The organism is Micromonospora aridisoli, from assembly GCF_056150025.1.
Window position 1 is genome coordinate 434320 of sequence record NZ_JAXCFK010000003.1, and the last position, 16538, is coordinate 450857.

Sequence of the window (16538 nt, forward strand, 5' to 3'; positions counted from 1 at the left end):
TCGCACCCCCTGTTGCTCCGCCCCGACGAGGAGACGGCATGCGTCGCAAGACACCCATCATCGGACTGATCACAGGTCTGTTACTGGCGCTCGCGCTGGTGCAGCCGGCAGCAGCGGCTCCGGCCTTCCGGGCCCTGCTGTTCACCAAGACCACCGGATATCGGCACGACTCGATCCCCGCCGGGGTCTCGATGTTCCAGCAGCAGGCCGCGGCCGACAACTTCGAACTGGTGCACAGTGAGGACTCGGCCGTCTTCACCCCCGCGAACCTCGCCACCTTCGACGTTCTGATCATGTTCCAGACGTCCGGCATGGTGTGGACCTCGGCCGCACAGCGCCAGGCGGTCGAGGGCTTCCTCGCCAGCGGCAAGGGCATCGTGGCCATCCACAACGCCACCGACATGGGGATCGAGGCCGAATACCCGTGGTGGGACCAGACCATCAACGCCGGCGCACACATGCCGGAGCACTCCCCCGGCGTCCTGCCCGGCACCGCCATCGTCGCCGACAAGAAGCATCCGTCGACGGCGAGCCTGCCGGACCGCTGGAACCGCAGCGAGGAGTGGTACAACTTCGACAAGAACCCGCGCGGTGAGGTGCACGTGCTGGTGACCGCCGACGAGCGCACGTACAACCCCGGCCCCCGGGCGATGGGCCCGGACCACCCGATCTCCTGGTGCCGGAACACCGGCGGCGGTCGGGTCTGGGCCACGGCCATGGGCCACGCGGCGGCCTCCTACAGCGAGACCCACTTCCGCAACCACGTCCTCGGCGGCGTGAAGTGGGCGGCGGGCAACCAGCCCGGCGACTGCGGCGGCACCGTCTGGGGCAACTTCGACAAGCGCGCCCTCGACACCAACACCGTCGACCCGATGGCGCTCGCCGTGGCGCCGGACGGCCGCGTGCTCTACGTCCAGCGGGGCGGTCAGGTCAAGATCTTCAAGCCGAGCACCAACAGCACGGTCACCGCCGGCACGCTCAGCGTCTACACCGGCGGCGAGGACGGCCTGACCGGACTGGCGCTGGACCCGAACTTCGCCAGCAACGGATACGTCTACCTGTACCATTCGCCGGCCAGCAGCTCCACCGACATCAACCGGGTCTCCCGCTTCACGCTGACCGGCGACACGTTGAACATGTCCAGCCAGGTCACCGTCATCGACATCCCGGCGTACCGCGACCGGACGTACCCGGAACCCGGCCACACCGGCGGCTACCTCGAATTCGGTCCGGACGGCAACCTCTACATCGGCACCGGTGACGACGTCGCACCGAATCTCGACCCCAACTGGCAGGGCTACGCCCCGTTGGACTGGCGGCCCGGCAAGCACATGCTGGACGCGGCCCGTACCGCCGGCAACACCAACGACCTGCGCGGCAAGCTGCTGCGCATCCGGCCCTCCGCCGGCGGCGGCTACACCATCCCGACGGGCAACCTCTACCCGCAGGGGACGGCGCAGACCCGGCCGGAAATCTACGCGATGGGCTTCCGCAACCCGTTCCGCTTCTCCATCGACCCGGCCAACGGCTGGGTCTACCTGGCCGACTACGGGCCCGACCGGAACCCGCCGACGACCAACCGGGGTCCCGAGGGTCTCGTCGAACTCAACGTCATCAAGGCACCGGGCAACTACGGCTGGCCGTTCTGCCACGGGGACAACCAGCCCTACGCGCCGTACAACCCGGACACCGGCGTGGTCGGCGCCAAGTTCAACTGCGCCGCACCGGTCAACAACTCGCCCAACAACACCGGGCTGACCAGCCTGCGCCCCGTGGTCGCGCCCAACCTGTGGTACGGCTACGGCAACTCGCCCAACTTCCCCGAACTGGGCTCCGGCGGCTCCGGGCCGATGGGCGGGCCGGTGTACCGCTACAACGCCGCCAACCCGTCCGCGACGAAGTTCCCGCCGTACTACGACGGGGTGCACTTCTTCTACGAGTGGTCGCGCAGCTACCTCAAGGAGGTGCACTTCGACTCGGCCACGGCGGTGACCCGTACCAACCCCTTCCTGCCCAGCACCAGGTTCAACAAGCCCATGGACCTCGAATTCGGCCCGGACGGATCGCTCTACCTGCTGGAGTGGGGCACCAACTTCGGTGGCGGCAACAGCGACTCTGGTCTCTACCGGATCGACTACGTCCAAGGGGGCAGGTCACCCATCGCCCGGGCCACCGGCACACCCACCAGCGGAAACGCGCCGCTGACCGTGCAGTTCTCCAGCGCCGGATCGATGGACCCCGACCCGGGCGACACGATCAGCTACCAGTGGACCTTCGGCGACGGCACCACCTCGACGGCCGCCAACCCGTCGAAGGTCTACACCAGCAACGGCAACTACACCGCCCAGTTGAGGGTCACCGACAGCACCGGCAAGACCGCCTTCGCCAACGTGCAGATCACCGTCGGAAACACCGCTCCGGTGGTCACCATCACCGTCCCACCCAACGGCGGCATGCTCACCTTCGGCGACCGGGTCTCCTACCAGATCAACGTCTCCGACCCCGGCGGCGCTCCGATCGACTGCACCAGGGTCTTCCTCAATCCCGCGCTCGGGCACGACGACCACGCGCACGAAACCACGGACTACGCCGGCTGTTCGGGAACCATCCCCACCGATCTGCTCGGCGGGCACCCGGACGGGGCCAACCTGTTCTACGTGCTCAACGCCCGCTACACCGACAACGGTGGAGCCGGCGGCGCGGCCCCGCTCACCGGCCGCGCGCAGGTGATCCTCCAGCCCAAGCACAAGCAGGCCGAGTACTACAGCAGCCAGTCCGGCACCCGGGTCATCGACCAGGCCGGCGCGCAGAGCGGCAAACGCGTCGGAGACATCTCCAACAACGACTGGTTGGCGTTCACCCCGATGAGCCTCTCCGGCATCAACACCGTGAGCTACCGGCTGTCGTCGCCCTCCGGCGGCGGATCCATCGAGCTGCGGGCCGGCTCACCGACCGGCACCCTGCTGGCCACCACGCCGGTGCCGAGCACCGGCGGCTGGGACAACTACCAGTCCACACCGCCGGTGAACGTCACCGCCCTCGCCGGCACCCACACCCTCTACCTGGTATTCAAGGGCACCGCCAACAACTGGTTCGACCTCGACTCGTACACCTTCGGCGGTGCCGGCGTGGGCGTCGGCGGCGACACCGGCGGCATAGCCGGCCGGACGTGGACGCTCACCGCGCAGCACAGCGGCAAGCTGATGGACGTCAACGGGGTCTCGACCGCCGACGGCGCCCAGATCCACCAGTGGGCGGCCACCGGTGGCAACAACCAGAAGTGGCAGGCGGTCGACGCCGGTGGCGGCGCCGTCTACCTCCGGGCCGTCCACAGTGGTAAGTGTGCGGAGATCACCGGCGGTTCCACCAGCGCCGGCGCCTTCCTCCAGCAGGCCACCTGCAACAACAGCAATCAGCAGAAGTTCACCGCCACGTCCACCGGGACGAGCGGGGTCTACACGGTGAAGAGCGTGCTGAGCGGTCTCTGTCTCGATGTCAACAGCGCCGCCACCAGCGACGGGGCGCGCCTGGTGCAGTGGACCTGCCACAACGGCACCAACCAGCAGTGGCGGTTCACCCTGGCCTGACGATCGCACCCGTCCGGCTCGTCGGTGACGCCTCCGGTCGGGACCGGCCTCCGTGCCAACGGAGCCGGTCCCGACCGGGACCGTACGGCGCGGAGCGGGTGGCACCCGGGCGGCGTCCCGACGAGACGGTCAGGGCCGCTGAAACGCCACCTACCCTTCCGGCGGGGCGAGCAGTCCGGCGGTGACCAGCGACTCCCAGAGTTCGTCGGGGACGACCGCGGCCGAGCGGCGTACGGTCTCCGTCATCTGGGCGCGGTTTCGGACCCCGACCACCGTCGAGACCACGGCCGGATGCCGGCGGACGAAGGCGAGTGCCGCCTGCGGCAGGGTGACGCCGTACGACGCACAGAGCTGCGCGATCCGCCGCGCCCGGTCGATCAGTTCCGGCGGCGCCTGCTGATAGTTGTAGAACGCGTCGGCCGGCGGGTGCTCCCGCGCCAGCAGTCCCGAGTTGTAGACGCCTGCGATCACCACCCCCACCCCTCGACGCTGCGCGAGCGGCAGCAGATCGCCGGCCGCCCCCTGTTCGAGCAGGGTGTACCGGCCGGCGCACATCACCACGTCCACGTCGGTCTCCTCGACGAACCGCGCCAGCATCGCCGACTGGTTCATGCCGGCTCCGATCGCGCCGACGACGCCCTGGTCGCGCAGCTCGACCAGGGCGGGCACCGCTTCTCCGGCGGCCTGCTCCCAATGGTCGTCGGGGTCGTGCAGGTAGACGACGTCGAGGTGGTCGAGGCCGGTCCGGTCGAGGCTGGCCTCGACCGAGCGGCGTACCCCATCGCGGCTGAAGTCCCACACCCGGCGATGGCTCGCGGGCACGTCGAACCCTTCGGGGTCCCGCAGGTGCGCGTCCTGTGGTGAGGGCACCAGCAGTCGCCCCACCTTCGTCGACACCACGTACTGGTCGCGTGGTCGGTGCCGCAGCGCGACGCCGAGGCGTCGCTCGGACAGCCCCAGGCCGTAGTGCGGCGCGGTGTCGTAGTACCGCACGCCCGCCGCCCAGGCGGTGTCGACCGCGCTGGCGAACTCCTCGTCGGTGGTCGACCGGTACAGGTTGCCGCCCTGGGCCGCGCCGAGTCCCAGCTCGGTGAGGCGGACCGACGAACGGCGGGGCAGCGTACGGGCCCTCACGCCGCCCCCAGCCGGTACCAGCGCCGCGCGGTACGCGCCCAGACCGCCGCGCGCTCGGTCTCGTCGAGATCCCCCAGCAACTCCGCCACCGCCTCGATCCAGCGCGGGTACGACGTGGCGAGCAGGCACACCGGCCAGTCCGAGCCGAACATCAGCCGCTCCGGCCCGAAGACGTCGAACGCATGGTCGACGGCGGGTCGGAGGTCCTGCACCGTCCAGGGCGACCGGGGCACCTCGGTGGTCAGCCCGGAGACCTTCGCCGCCACGTTGGGGGCGCCGGCCAGTGCCCGCAGGTCCCGCCTCCAGTGGTCGAACTCCGCCGTGCCCAGCGCCGGCTTGCCGAGATGGTCGAGAACGAACCGTACCTCCGGCAGGTCGCGCACCAGCCGCGCGGCCATGGGCAGCTGATGTTGGCGGACCAGCAGGTCGAAGACGAGACCGGCGGCACCGATCGCGGCGATGCCGCGGCGGACGTCCGGACGGTCCAGGTACGCCGGGTCGGTCTCGCTCTGCACGAGATGGCGGATGCCGACGAGGCGGTGTCCACCACGCGCCGCGCGCAGGCGGTCGAGACGACCGGCGACATCGTCGGCCGTCAGATCCACCCAGCCGACGACGCCGTTGGCCAGCGGATCCTCGGCCGCGATGCGCAACAGGTCCACCGTCTCCGCGGCCGAGGCGATGGACTGCACCACGACGGTGGCGGTGACGCCGGTCTCCCGGGCCAGCGGGGCGAGGTCGACGAGTTCGAAGTCCGCGTCGATGGCCGCCATGGTCACCGGGTCGATCCACGGCTGCGGGTGCCGCGCCCGCACCCAGAGATGGTGGTGGGCGTCGACGATCCCGGCCGGTCCGGGCGACGTGGCCGTCATCGGCCCAACCATCCACCGTCGACGGGCAGCACGACCCCGTTGACGTAGTCGGAGGCGGCCGACGCGAGAAACACCGTCGCGCCACCGAGGTCGTCGGCGACGCCCCACCTGCCGGCCGGGATCCGGGCGAGAATGGCCTGGTCACGATCGGGGTCATCGCGTAGCGCGCGGGTGTTGTCGGTGGCGATGTAGCCCGGGGCGATGGCGTTCACATTCACTCCGTGGGCCGCCCACTCGTTCGCCAGTGCTCGGGTCAGACCGGCCACGCCCGACTTCGAGGCGGCGTACCCGGGGACCGTGATGCCCCCCTGGAAGCTGAGCAGGGAGGCGGTGAAGATGATCTTCCCTCGGCCGCGGTCGACCATCGTCCGACCGATCTCCCGGCTGAGCACGAACTGGCTGTTCAGGTTCACCTCGATCACATGGTCCCAGATCTCGTCCGAGTGATCCACGGCCGGGGCGCGGGCGATCGTGCCGCCGTTGTTGACCAGGATGTCGATCGGCCCGAGTGCGATCAGGTCACGGGCCAGCCGGCGCACCGCCGCCCGATCGGCGAGATCGGCGCGCAGCGCGGTGAACCGCCGACCGGCGGCCCGTACCCGGCGTTCCACCTCGCTCGCCTGCGACTCCAGATGCGCGGAGACGCCCACGACGTCGGCACCGGCCACCGCCAGAGCCTCGGCCATGGCCAGGCCGATGCCGCGTCGGGCGCCGGTCACCACGGCGGTCCGCCCCGACAGGTCGAACAGACTCGTCACCGATCGCCCTCCCGCCAGTCCAGCAACACCTTCATCACACCGCCACCCTCCAGCGCGGTGAACGCCGCGGTCGCCGCCTCGGGCGGCTCGACCCGGGAGATCAACTGTCGGGTCGGGATCGCGCCGCCGGCGACCAACCGGATCGCCTCCGTCATGTCCTCGCGCTGGTAGAGGCGCGCGCCGAGCAGTTCCAGTTCGCGCCAGAAGAACCGGTGCAGGTCGACCTCCCGGGGCCGGGGATGGATCGCCACCATCACCAGCCGGCCCCGCGCGGTCAGTACCTCGACCGCGGTGGCGACGCCGGCCGCGGACCCGGAGACCTCGAAGGCGACGTCAGCGCCCGCCCCGTCGGTACGACCGTCGACCAGCCTCGGCACGTCGGTCGCCGTCGGGTCCACGGCCTCGATGCCGATCTCGCCCGCCACGGCTCGTCGAGCCGGATCCGGCTCGACGAGCAGCACCCGTGCCCCTCGGCTCCGCGCGACGACGGCGATGAGCACGCCGATCGGCCCACCGCCGACCACGACCACGTGATCGTCGGCGGTGACCTCTGCGCGCCGGACGTCGTGCACGGCGACGGCGACCGGCTCGACGAGCGCCCCCTGGTCGAGCGGCAGTTCCGCCGGCAGCGGCAGGACCAGCTCGACCGGCACGTTCCAGCAGGACTGCATGGCTCCGGGCGAGTCGATGCCGAGGAAGTCCATGGCGTGGCAGATGTGCGAGTTGCCGCGCCGGCAGGCGGCACACCGGCCGCACCACCTGGTGGGCAGCACCGTGACCGGCTGGCCGACGGACCACCCCGTCACGTCCGCGCCGAGGGCGGCGATCCGCCCCGACATCTCGTGCCCGATGATGGCGGCCGCACCGACCCGGGAGTCCATGTCACCGTGATAGATGTGCAGGTCGGTGCCGCAGATTCCGGTGTAGGCCACCGAGATCCCCACCTCGCCGCGACCGGGTGCCGCCGGCTCACGCTCCTCGACTCCGAGGTTGCGCGCCCCCCGGTAGACCACTGCCTTCATCGATCCTCCGTCTCGACGGACCGGTACGCCGGTCGGGTTCGCCGGCCACCACCGTCGGCTGTGTTCAGTGACATCCCGTCGGCGACACCTGGTTGCTGTTGTGCGTCGGCGTACCTGCCCGGGCCAGCGGGAAGCGACCGGCGGGGAGGACGCCGTCGGTGGCCGCCAGCAGACGCCGCCCGGCCTGCTCCGGCCGCACGTTCGGGCCGTCGACCGTCGGTGCCTGCGGTTGCCGGTCCACGGCCCGGATCCGCTGTTCGTCCACCCGCAGGCCGAGCCCGGGCGAGTCGCCGAGGACGAAGGCGCCATCCTCGACGTGCAGGTCGATGGAGACACCGACCGGGGGCCGAAGATCCTGCAACTCGCTGGTCAGATGGTTCGGTACCGAGGTGGCGGCGTGCAGCAGCCCGATAGGGCTGTTCCCGATCGGGCTGACCGGCAGGTCGTACGCGTGCGCCAGGGCGGCGACCCGCAGGAAGTGGGTGACTCCCCCGACCGCGGCCGTCTGGACGACGTCGACCGCCCCGGCGGCGATCAGCGGGCGGTACTGTTCGAGACCGGTGAGATTCTCCCCGGTGGCGACGGAGGCGCGTACCCCCCGACCGACGGCCGCGAGTCCTTCGGCGTCCCAGCGCCGGACCGGCTCCTCGATCCAGATGAGGTCGAGGGCGCGTTCCAGTTCGCACACGTGCCGCACGGCCTGCTTGCGGGTCCACGCCTCGTTGACGTCGAGCATCAGGCCGGGCCGCAGTCCGTGACCGGCCTCGGCCAGAACCTCCCGCACCAGGAGCAGCCGGTGCCGGTCCTGCTCGATGTCGAGGCCGCCCTTGAGCTTCGCCGCCCGCAGCCCGTGCCCGGCGTACCGGGTGTACGACGCGACGAGTTCATCGTCGGTCAGTGCGATGTCCAGGCCGGAGGCGTACGCGGGCACGCGGCGGTCACGTCCGCCCAGCAGCCGCCACAGCGGCTGGCCGGCCGCCTGCGCCTTGATGTCCCACAGCGCGGTGTCGAGTGCTCCGATGGTGCCGAACACCGGGCCCGCGTGACCGGCCTTGAAGGTGTGTCGCAGCATCCGGTCGTAGAGCGTGGTCACCGCGCGGGGATCCTCGCCGTCGATGGCTTCGAAGATCCGCTCGATCTCGACGTGCGGGCCGATGCCGGCGCCCGACAGGCCCTCGTCGGTGTCCACCACGACGATCGGCACGGGGACCTTCCCGTCGGCGAAGACGCCGTTGGCGTCGCCGACGGGGCGCCCCCATTCCTGGACCGTGGTGAGCGTCCGATATCCGGTGATCCGCATGTCAGCCCTTCGTGGAGCCGGCGGCGACGCCGTCGGCGATCTGGCGCTGGAGGAAGAGGTAGACCATCAGGACCGGTACCGCGGCGATCAGCACCCCGGAGGCGAAGGTGGGAATGTCGTCGGAGTACTGCCCGCGCAGCGAGGTCACGCCGACCATGAGCGTGCGGTGGTCGGCCGACGGCATCATCACCAGCGACATGAGCACGTCGTTCCAGCAGAACAGCGCGTTGAGGATGCCGACCGACAGCAGGGCCGGGGTGCCCAGGGGGAGCATGATCCGGCGGTACACGCCGTAGACGCTGTTGCCGTCGATCCTGGCCGCGTCGATGACCTCTGACGGGATGGTCCGGTAGTAACTCGTCATCAGGAAGACGGTGAAGGGCAGGAACTGGGCCACGTAGACGAGGACCAGTCCGGGATACGTGTCGATGAGAGCGGTGTCCGCCATGATCCTGGCCAGCGGCACCATGATCACTTGGAACGGCACGAAGAGCCCCGCGAGGCAGCCGAGGAAGAGCACCGACGAGCCGCGGAACCGCAGTTGGCTCAGGGCGAAGCCGGCCATTGACCCGAGCAGCAGTAACAGCAGCACCGACGACGTCACCACGATCAGCGAGTTGACGAAGTAGCGGTCCATGCCGACGCTGTTCCACGCCGTGCTGAGGTTGTCCCAGCGCAGGGCATCGGTCAGGGAGAACCGGTCGAGGATGTAGTCGCGCCGGGTCTTCATCGCGACGTTGGCGGTGAAGAGCAGGGGGTAGATCGTCGCCAGCGCGAGCAGCGACATCGGAATGGCGATCAACCACCGGCCCGGACGATGACGGGACATCAGTCCTCCCTTGCCGCGCGCTTGAGCAGTTTGATCTGGAGCAGTCCCACGACGAGCATGATCACGAAGAGGATCGTCGACGCGGCCGACGCCAGGGCCGGGCGGTTCATCTGGCCCTGCTGGATCCAGATGTAGTACTCCGGCAGGTACGTCGAGCCCTCCGGACCGCCGCTGGTCATCACGTAGAGGAGGCCGAACATCGAGGTCAGCATCCCGATCATCGTGGTGACGAAGACGAACTGGATGGTGCGGGACAGCCCGGGGACGATCACGTGCCGGATGACCTGGGGCAGCGACGCCCCGTCCACCCGGGCCGCGTCCAGCAGCGCCGCGTCCAGGGTGGCGAACCCGGCGAGGAACACCACCAGGGCCATTCCGAAGGTGGCCCAGATGTGCACGCCGACCACCACGAGCATGGCGATGTCCGGGTTGCCGAGCCAGTCCACCGGCCCGATGCCGGCCCAGCCGAGTACGGCGTTGAGGGGTCCGTCGAAGGCGAGCAGCAGGTTGAAGATCGCGCCGACGATGACCGGCGAGAGCACCGCGGGGAAGAAGTACACGCTGCGGTAGAGGCGGTGTCCGGGCACCCGGAGATAGATGAACGTCGCGAGCAGTCCAGGGATCGCCACCGCCACCGGGAGCAGCAGCACCAGCAGCCCGACGTTGCCCAGCGCGGTGCGGAACAACGGATCCTCGAACAGCTCAAGGTAGTTGTCGACGCCCACCGCCGTACCGTTGCGCGCTCCGTCGCCGGTGAAGGAGAAGTTGACGCCGAGGAGCAGCGGGTACAGCCGCAGCACCACGATGATCAGTACGGCGGGAGCGACGAGTGCGTAGGGGGCGAGGCGCTCGGCTCGCGAGCCGGCCCGCCGACGACGGACGCCACGCGGGCGGGCGGGTCCACCGCCGGTGGGCGCGTCGGTCCGTCCGGCCGGAGCCGGACGGACCGACGGCTGTGCGTTTCCGATCGGCACGAACTCAGCCCGCCTGGTCCGAAGCGGCCAGCTGCTTCACCGCCTCGTCGACGCTGATCGAGCCGCTGAGCAGCTGCTGGGCGATCCGTCCCATCAGATCCAGGGTCTTCGAGGAGAGCGCCACGTGCAGCGCGGGCTTACCGCTCTCGAGGTCGGCGACGATCGTGGCGGCGGCCGGACCAGCCTGCGACACGTCGATGGTGGTGTCCGCGGCGATCGCGCCGGCTTCGGCGTAGAAGGCGTTGAGCGCGACGGTCGACGTCAGCGATCGCACCAGGTCGGCCGCGACCTTGGGATCCTTGGTCCACTTCGCCACCCCGTACCCGATGCCGCCGTCGTAGGCCAGGCTCGGCGTGGTACCGGCGGTGACGACCGGAGCGCTCATCACACCGAGCTTCTCCGGCGTCAGGAACTCGTTGAAGTCCTTCCAGTGCCCCACGTCGGACATCAGGCCGATGACGTGTGCGGCCTTGGCGGACTGGAAGAGCGCGAAGGCGTCGTTGAACATCGCGGTCGAGTTGGCCCCGTCGTTGTTCAGACCGGCGTCGCCGGCCTCCTTCCAGAGCTGGAAGATCCGCTTCACGTTCGGCGAGGTCCAGTCACGCTTGCCCGCGATCCAGTCGTCGTACTCCTGGGCGGTCAGAATGCCGGAGCCCAGGGCCGACATCCAGAACTGAATTCCGGCACCCTCCTTGTTGCCGAGGGCGAAGCACTTGGCGCCGGCCTTGCCGATGGCGGCGCAGTCGGCGAGGAACTTGTCCCAGGTCGTGGCCGGACTCTCCGGATCAAGTCCGGCCTTCTCGTAGAGCGCCTTGTTGTAGTAGATGGGGTGGCCCTGCAGCGTCACCGGACCGGCGTAGGTCTTGCCGTCCTTGGTGAAGGCGTCCCAACCCGCGAGCCGCTGCTTGTCCTCGGCCACGTACTCGTCGAGAGGCACCAGTGCGTCGACCCGGTCGCGGATCTGGCCGCCGCCGTTGAACAGCATCACGTCCGGGCCCTTGCCGGACTGGATTGCCGCGCCGAGCAGCGTGTAGTACTGGTCGAACGGCTGCGCGACGAACTCGACCGTCACGTCGGGGTGTTTCGCGGCGAAGTCGGCCTTCGCCTTCTCGATGTAAGGTCCAGCGGAAGGCTCACCGGACTTCCAGTCCCACACCACCAGCTTGTCCGCCGAACCGCCGGAGGAGGAGTTCGTACCGGTGGCACTTCCACAGCCCGCCGTCGCCAGTCCCACAACGAGGACGGCTGACCACAATGCTCGTTGTTTCATCGTTGTTCACCTCTGAAGGGAGTGGCTGACGGCCCGCCGCAGCCAACGTGACCGAGAACGTAACTCGTATGACGTCTGACGTCAACAGTCACCCGTACACTGGCCTGACGTGGGGCACGGCGAGCCGATCGGAGGGGGACATGACGCCATCGCAGGAGACGGCCCTGGAGAAGGTGGCCGCCCCGGCATGGGCGCGCCGGCCCGCGAATCTCGCCAGGGCCGTCACCGCGGAACTGGTGGAGCGCATCGTCCGCGGGGTGCATCCGTCCGGGACGGCGTTGCCGCCCGAACCGGTCCTGTGTGAGACCTTCTCCGTCAGCCGGACAGTCGTCCGGGAAGCGGTGAAGATCCTCCAGGAGAAGGGGCTGGTGCAGGTCCGCCAGGGCGCCGGCACCATGGTCACCCCGGCCTCGAACTGGGACATGCTCGACGAACTCGTCCTCGCGGCCACCATCGCCGAGGACGACAGCCTCGCCATCCTCGACGACGTGGTGGTGACCCGGCGGCTGCTGGAGTCCGACATGGCCCACGTCGCCGCCCGGGTCGCCGATCAGGAGACCGTGGACCGCCTGCGCGCGCTGGTCGACCGGATGGACGAGCTCGTTGGCGACACCCTGGCCTACCACGAGCACGACCGGGCCTTCCACGACACCGTGATGCAGGCGTCCGGGAACCGCATCGCGCGTGGCGTCGTGCGCGCGCTGGAGAGCCAGGTCGTGAACACGGCGCGGTACACCGGCCGCACCGAGCGCTCGCTCTGCGTGGCCTCCAACCGTGGACACCGGCGCATCTACGAGATGATCGCCGCCCACGACCCGGAGGGTGCCGCCGAGGCCATGTTCACCCACATCACCGAGGCCTGGCTGGTCCGGCGCAGCGGCTCGGGCAAGCCGGACCGCCTGCAACGCTGACCTGAGCGACGACGGGCAGACGGGCCCGGCTGCCTGGCTCACGCTGGTGTGCACACCGGCGCCAGGAGGCCGGGACCCGTCGTCGCCCTGGGCCCGGTCAGGAGAACTGGGCGAAGAAGCGCCAGATCTCACCCTTGGTCCAGGTCGTGATGCCGCTCTCGGCGTACGTCCCGTCCACCGGTCCCGGCATGTGCCCGTTGTCGAAGGCCGCCCACTGCACCGGGTACCCGGCCCGGCAGCCGGAGTACGCGGTGGTGATGTGGGTACGGCTGCCCGCCGCCGGCTCACGCGGGCTCTGCGCGGTGCAGCCGTTGTTCCGGACGAAGGTGTCGCGCAGCGCCCGGCCCTGGGAGATGCTCAGGACGTTGTCCGAGATGCCGTGCAACCCGAAGTACGCGATCGGCTGGGTACCGCCGCTACAACCGCTGATCTGCGCACCGGCGATCACCGCCACGGCCCGGAAGACATCGGCCCGTGCACAGGCCAGCGCATAGCTCATGCCGCCGCCCCAGCTGAAGCCCAGGGCGAAGCGCTGCCGCGGGTTGACGCACAGCGCGCTCTCGATCCGGCTGATCATGTCGTCGACGAACCTGACGTCCTCACCGCCGTTGTTCGCCCAGCCGTTGCCGAAACCTTGTGGGGCGACCAGGATCGCGCTGTTGTTCGACTGCTCCTGCTGCCCGTAGTAAGACCAGGCGGCCCCGCTGGTGCCACCCGAGGAGATCTCCTGCATGGTGCCGCCGCGCCAGTGGAACGCGAAGATCAGCCGGTACGGATTGTTGTTGTTGTAGTTGGCCGGCACCCGCAGGATGAACTGCCGGTTCTGGCCGTTGCTCTGGATCGTGTGCGTGCCGCTGGACAGCCCCGGGGCCTTGCCACATCCGCTGCCGCCCGTTGGCGGCGGCGGGTTGGTGCCGCCACCGTCGACACGGACGAGCTGCCACTGCTGGTTGGCGCCGTTCCAGTCGGCGTACTGCACGATGTTCGCGCCGTCGGCGGTGGAAGCGCCCTGCACCTCGACCACCTTGTTGCTGTGCCGGCTGACCAGTCGGACATGACCACCATCGGAGTCGGCCAGCCGGAACTGCTGGTTGGTCCCGTTGAGATCCGACCACTGCACGATCGCGCCACCGTCGGCGGTCGAGAAGTTGTGCACGTCGAGCACCTTGCCCGAGTGCCGGGACTTGATCCGGTAGTAGCCACCGCCGGAGTCGACGAACTGCCACTGCTGGTTCGCGCCATTGTTGCGGGTCCACTGGCTGATCCGCGCGCCGTCGTTGGTGGCCAGACCGTACAGGTCCAACGCCTTTCCGCTGTTCCGGTTCACCAGGACGTACCAGGCGTTGGTGTCCACTGTCGCCGCTTGCGCCGGCGTCACATGCACCGCGACGAGCGTGCCCGCCGCCAGGACCGCGGCAGCCGCCGCGGCCAGACCTGACCGCCAACCCCGGCTGCGTGGAGAGGCGGGACGAGCCTCACCGATGGCCTTCATGGTCCACTCCTTCGATCGGGGTCACCCACGCGCGGTCCGTGGATGCCCTGGCGTATGTGCCGGCGTCAGGTGGTGGCGTCAGCACGGTGGTGTGGTGCGGGGAGATCCGGTCACCGGCGCCGCGAGCCAGCATCACGACGTGCCCACGATCGAGACGGGCCGGCGCGGGGACCACGGCGAATCCTCGGGCTCCCGGCAGCCACGAGGACCCGCCCGTGACAGCGAAGTTATCGCTAACATCGTCATACGTCAAACGACAGAGGTCTATCAATCGGCGCTTGCCACCACTCCCGTCCGGCCTGCGCACGGGCGTTGAATGCCGCCCATCCGCCGGGCCCGGTGGCGACCGCCGGGCCCGGGCGGCGATCACGGATTCCAGTACAGATGCGGGTTGACCCGCCCGGACCAGTCGAAGACGGCCATGTTGTCCCAGCCGTTGCCGGTTCCGTTGATGTCCGCCGGATCCCAGCCGTTGCCGCGGATCGCGTACCAGGTCGGTTCCCAGTAGAAGACGCCGACCGCGCCTGCGTTACGGGCGGTGTTCTGCACCCAGTTGAACTGCTGCGCCTGCCCGGACCAGGTGGCCGGGATGTTGTCGCAGCGCGCGGTACCGGGTATCACGTTCGGCTGCTGGTCAGCGTCGGCCGTGGTGAACGGGTACGCCGTCTCGGCGATCACCACCGGCCGGCCGTAGCGCGCCCGCACATCGGCGATCACGTTGTACAGGTTGGCCAACGTGCCGTGCCACATGCAGTAGTAGGACAGGGCGGTGACGTCCCAGGTGACGCCCTGCGCCCTGATGCCGTCGTAGAACCAGCGCGCGTTGGCGTTGCTGTCCGCGTTCGCCGTGTGGATCCACACCTGGGTGCCGCCGTTGCACGCCTTGGTGGCCTGGTAGCCCTGCTTGAGCAGGCTAGCCAGCGGGGCGAAGTTGTCGTTCACGACCCGTCCGGTCGGCCACAGCATGCCCACGTTGATCTCGTTGCCGATCTGCACCGCGTCCGGGGTGGTGCCCTGCGCCCTGAGCGCGGTGCACACGTCGTAGGTGTAGTTGTAGACATCGGCCTGCAACTGGTTCAGCGAGTGGCCGGCCCAGGCCGCGGGCGGGTCCTGCCGACCCGGATCGGCCCAGGTGTCGGAGTAGTGGAAGTCGATCAGCAGTTTGAAACCCTTGGCCTTGATCACCCTGGCCTGCTGGAGCACCTTCGCCTTGTTGTTGTAGCCGCTGGCCGGGTTGTTCCAGACCCGCAGCCGAAGGTAGTTGACGCCCTTGGCGGCGAGGATGTCGTACGGGTCGGCCTGCGTTCCGGAGGCGTCGTAGTAGCGGGCGCCGAGGTCGAGGCTGCGTTGCAGCGTGGAGACGTCCGCCCCGCGCATGGTCAGGGTGTTGGCCGCCTGTACGGGAGCGGTCAGGGCCAGCGGGGCCGCGAGGACGACCACCGCCGCGAAGGACCAGAGGGACGGTTTCATGGCGCTCCTTCACATCGAGGGATGCGGTGCCCGACGCGTTCGGGCACGTCCGGCGGGGCCGCCGGACGGTCTCGGGGCCAGGTGAGGTGGCGGGTCGCACGTGCTCAGGGTGACAAGTCGGGGTGGCCCGCGCCATCCTCCTGCATCAAACCCGCGACGTACCTGCTCAGCGGCTGGGCCCTCGGCGGGGCTGCGGATGCCCGGTGCCGAGAACCAGAATGGGTGAATGGACCACAGGTACCTGGGGGCGAGCGGGTTGTTGGTGAGCGAGCTGTGCCTGGGCTCGATGACGTTCGGCAACGAGGCCGACGAGCAGGCCTCGCGCCTCCTGCTCGACCGGTACGTCGAGGCGGGCGGCAACTTCATCGACACCGCCGACGTGTACGCGGGCGGCGCGTCCGAGGAAATCATCGGCCGTTGGTTGACCGGCCGGTCCCGCGACGACCTGGTCATCGCCACGAAGCTGTTCTGGCCCACCGGTGACGGCCCGAACGACCACGGCGCGGGCCGGAAACACATCATCGCCGCCCTGCACGCCAGCCTGCGCCGCCCGCTGCCGTACCCGCACGGCTACGTGGCCGGGTCGCCCCGCCGAGCCCCGGCACGGTAGGCCGCCCCCGATGGAGATGGAGTTCACCGGTGAGGTGTGGTTCTGGCGCGGCCCGGCTCCGTACCACTTCCTCACCGTGCCGGATCACCAGGTCGGCCGGCTGGCCGAAGTGGCCGGTCAGGTCAGCTACGGCTGGGGAATGATCCCCGTGGCCGCGCGGATCGGTGACACCACCTGGACCACCTCGCTGTTCCCGAAAGACGGCGGCTACCTCGTGCCGGTCAAGGACAAGGTCCGGCGGGCCGAGGGCGTCGAGCTCGGCGACCTCGTCACGATCGTGCTGACCGTTGACGTGAGGTAGTCACCGGG

Annotated in this window: 14 protein-coding genes; 4 read left to right on the top strand and 10 right to left on the bottom strand. The window is 69.6% G+C overall.

What is annotated here, in order from left to right:
• Positions 1 to 38: 38 nt before the first annotated feature.
• Positions 39 to 3587 carry a ThuA domain-containing protein gene (locus SM447_RS08935; RefSeq protein WP_474572257.1) on the top strand — a complete coding sequence of 1183 codons (3549 nt, stop codon included), beginning with the start codon at positions 39 to 41 and terminating at the stop codon, positions 3585 to 3587.
• Between the two features lie 150 nt (positions 3588 to 3737).
• On the opposite strand, the gene SM447_RS08940 is transcribed toward SM447_RS08935, so the two are convergent.
• The 8 genes from SM447_RS08940 to SM447_RS08975 all read right to left on the bottom strand — a co-directional run bounded on the left by SM447_RS08940 (position 3738) and on the right by SM447_RS08975 (position 11746).
• On the bottom strand, positions 3738 to 4721 hold the full coding sequence (locus SM447_RS08940) for an aldo/keto reductase (protein WP_474572258.1): 984 nt from the start codon (positions 4719 to 4721) through the stop codon (positions 3738 to 3740).
• Positions 4718 to 5593, bottom strand: a complete 876-nt coding sequence (locus SM447_RS08945; protein ID WP_474572259.1) for an amidohydrolase family protein — start codon at positions 5591 to 5593, stop codon at positions 4718 to 4720. Before SM447_RS08945 ends, SM447_RS08940 begins: the two co-directional genes overlap by 4 nt.
• Positions 5590 to 6351 carry a 2-dehydro-3-deoxy-D-gluconate 5-dehydrogenase KduD gene (gene kduD / locus SM447_RS08950; protein WP_474572260.1) on the bottom strand — a complete coding sequence of 254 codons (762 nt, stop codon included), beginning with the start codon at positions 6349 to 6351 and terminating at the stop codon, positions 5590 to 5592. Before kduD ends, SM447_RS08945 begins: the two co-directional genes overlap by 4 nt.
• Positions 6348 to 7373, bottom strand: coding sequence for a zinc-dependent alcohol dehydrogenase (locus tag SM447_RS08955; protein ID WP_474572261.1), 1026 nt, complete (start codon positions 7371 to 7373; stop codon positions 6348 to 6350). The genes kduD and SM447_RS08955 overlap by 4 nt, the downstream gene beginning before the upstream one ends.
• 64 nt (positions 7374 to 7437) lie before the next feature.
• Positions 7438 to 8673 (bottom strand): mandelate racemase/muconate lactonizing enzyme family protein, encoded by a 1236-nt coding sequence (locus SM447_RS08960; RefSeq protein ID WP_474572262.1) that lies wholly within the window; start codon positions 8671 to 8673, stop codon positions 7438 to 7440.
• A gap of 1 nt (position 8674) precedes the next feature.
• Positions 8675 to 9502 carry a carbohydrate ABC transporter permease gene (locus tag SM447_RS08965; RefSeq protein ID WP_474572263.1) on the bottom strand — a complete coding sequence of 276 codons (828 nt, stop codon included), beginning with the start codon at positions 9500 to 9502 and terminating at the stop codon, positions 8675 to 8677.
• On the bottom strand, positions 9502 to 10476 hold the full coding sequence (locus SM447_RS08970; RefSeq protein WP_474572264.1) for a carbohydrate ABC transporter permease: 975 nt from the start codon (positions 10474 to 10476) through the stop codon (positions 9502 to 9504). Before SM447_RS08970 ends, SM447_RS08965 begins: the two co-directional genes overlap by 1 nt.
• A gap of 4 nt (positions 10477 to 10480) precedes the next feature.
• Positions 10481 to 11746, bottom strand: coding sequence for an ABC transporter substrate-binding protein (locus SM447_RS08975; protein WP_474572265.1), 1266 nt, complete (start codon positions 11744 to 11746; stop codon positions 10481 to 10483).
• 140 nt (positions 11747 to 11886) lie between these two features.
• On the opposite strand from SM447_RS08975, the gene SM447_RS08980 reads away from it, so the two are divergent.
• Positions 11887 to 12657 carry a FadR/GntR family transcriptional regulator gene (locus SM447_RS08980; RefSeq protein ID WP_474572266.1) on the top strand — a complete coding sequence of 257 codons (771 nt, stop codon included), beginning with the start codon at positions 11887 to 11889 and terminating at the stop codon, positions 12655 to 12657.
• 97 nt (positions 12658 to 12754) lie between these two features.
• Here SM447_RS08980 and SM447_RS08985 read toward each other — a convergent pair whose 3' ends face one another.
• Positions 12755 to 14149, bottom strand: coding sequence for an RICIN domain-containing protein (locus tag SM447_RS08985; RefSeq protein WP_474572267.1), 1395 nt, complete (start codon positions 14147 to 14149; stop codon positions 12755 to 12757).
• A 366-nt stretch (positions 14150 to 14515) separates the two neighbouring features.
• The gene (locus tag SM447_RS08990; protein WP_474572268.1) at positions 14516 to 15619 is read right to left on the bottom strand and encodes a glycoside hydrolase family 53 protein; all 1104 of its coding nucleotides are present in this window, start codon (positions 15617 to 15619) and stop codon (positions 14516 to 14518) included.
• Between the two features lie 226 nt (positions 15620 to 15845).
• Between SM447_RS08990 and SM447_RS08995 the strand changes: the two genes are divergently transcribed.
• A complete protein-coding gene (locus SM447_RS08995; protein ID WP_474572269.1) occupies positions 15846 to 16229 on the top strand; it encodes an aldo/keto reductase in 384 nt (127 codons plus the stop codon).
• A 10-nt stretch (positions 16230 to 16239) separates the two neighbouring features.
• Positions 16240 to 16530, top strand: coding sequence for a DUF1905 domain-containing protein (locus SM447_RS09000; protein WP_474572270.1), 291 nt, complete (start codon positions 16240 to 16242; stop codon positions 16528 to 16530).
• The last annotated feature ends 8 nt before the right edge of the window (positions 16531 to 16538 follow it).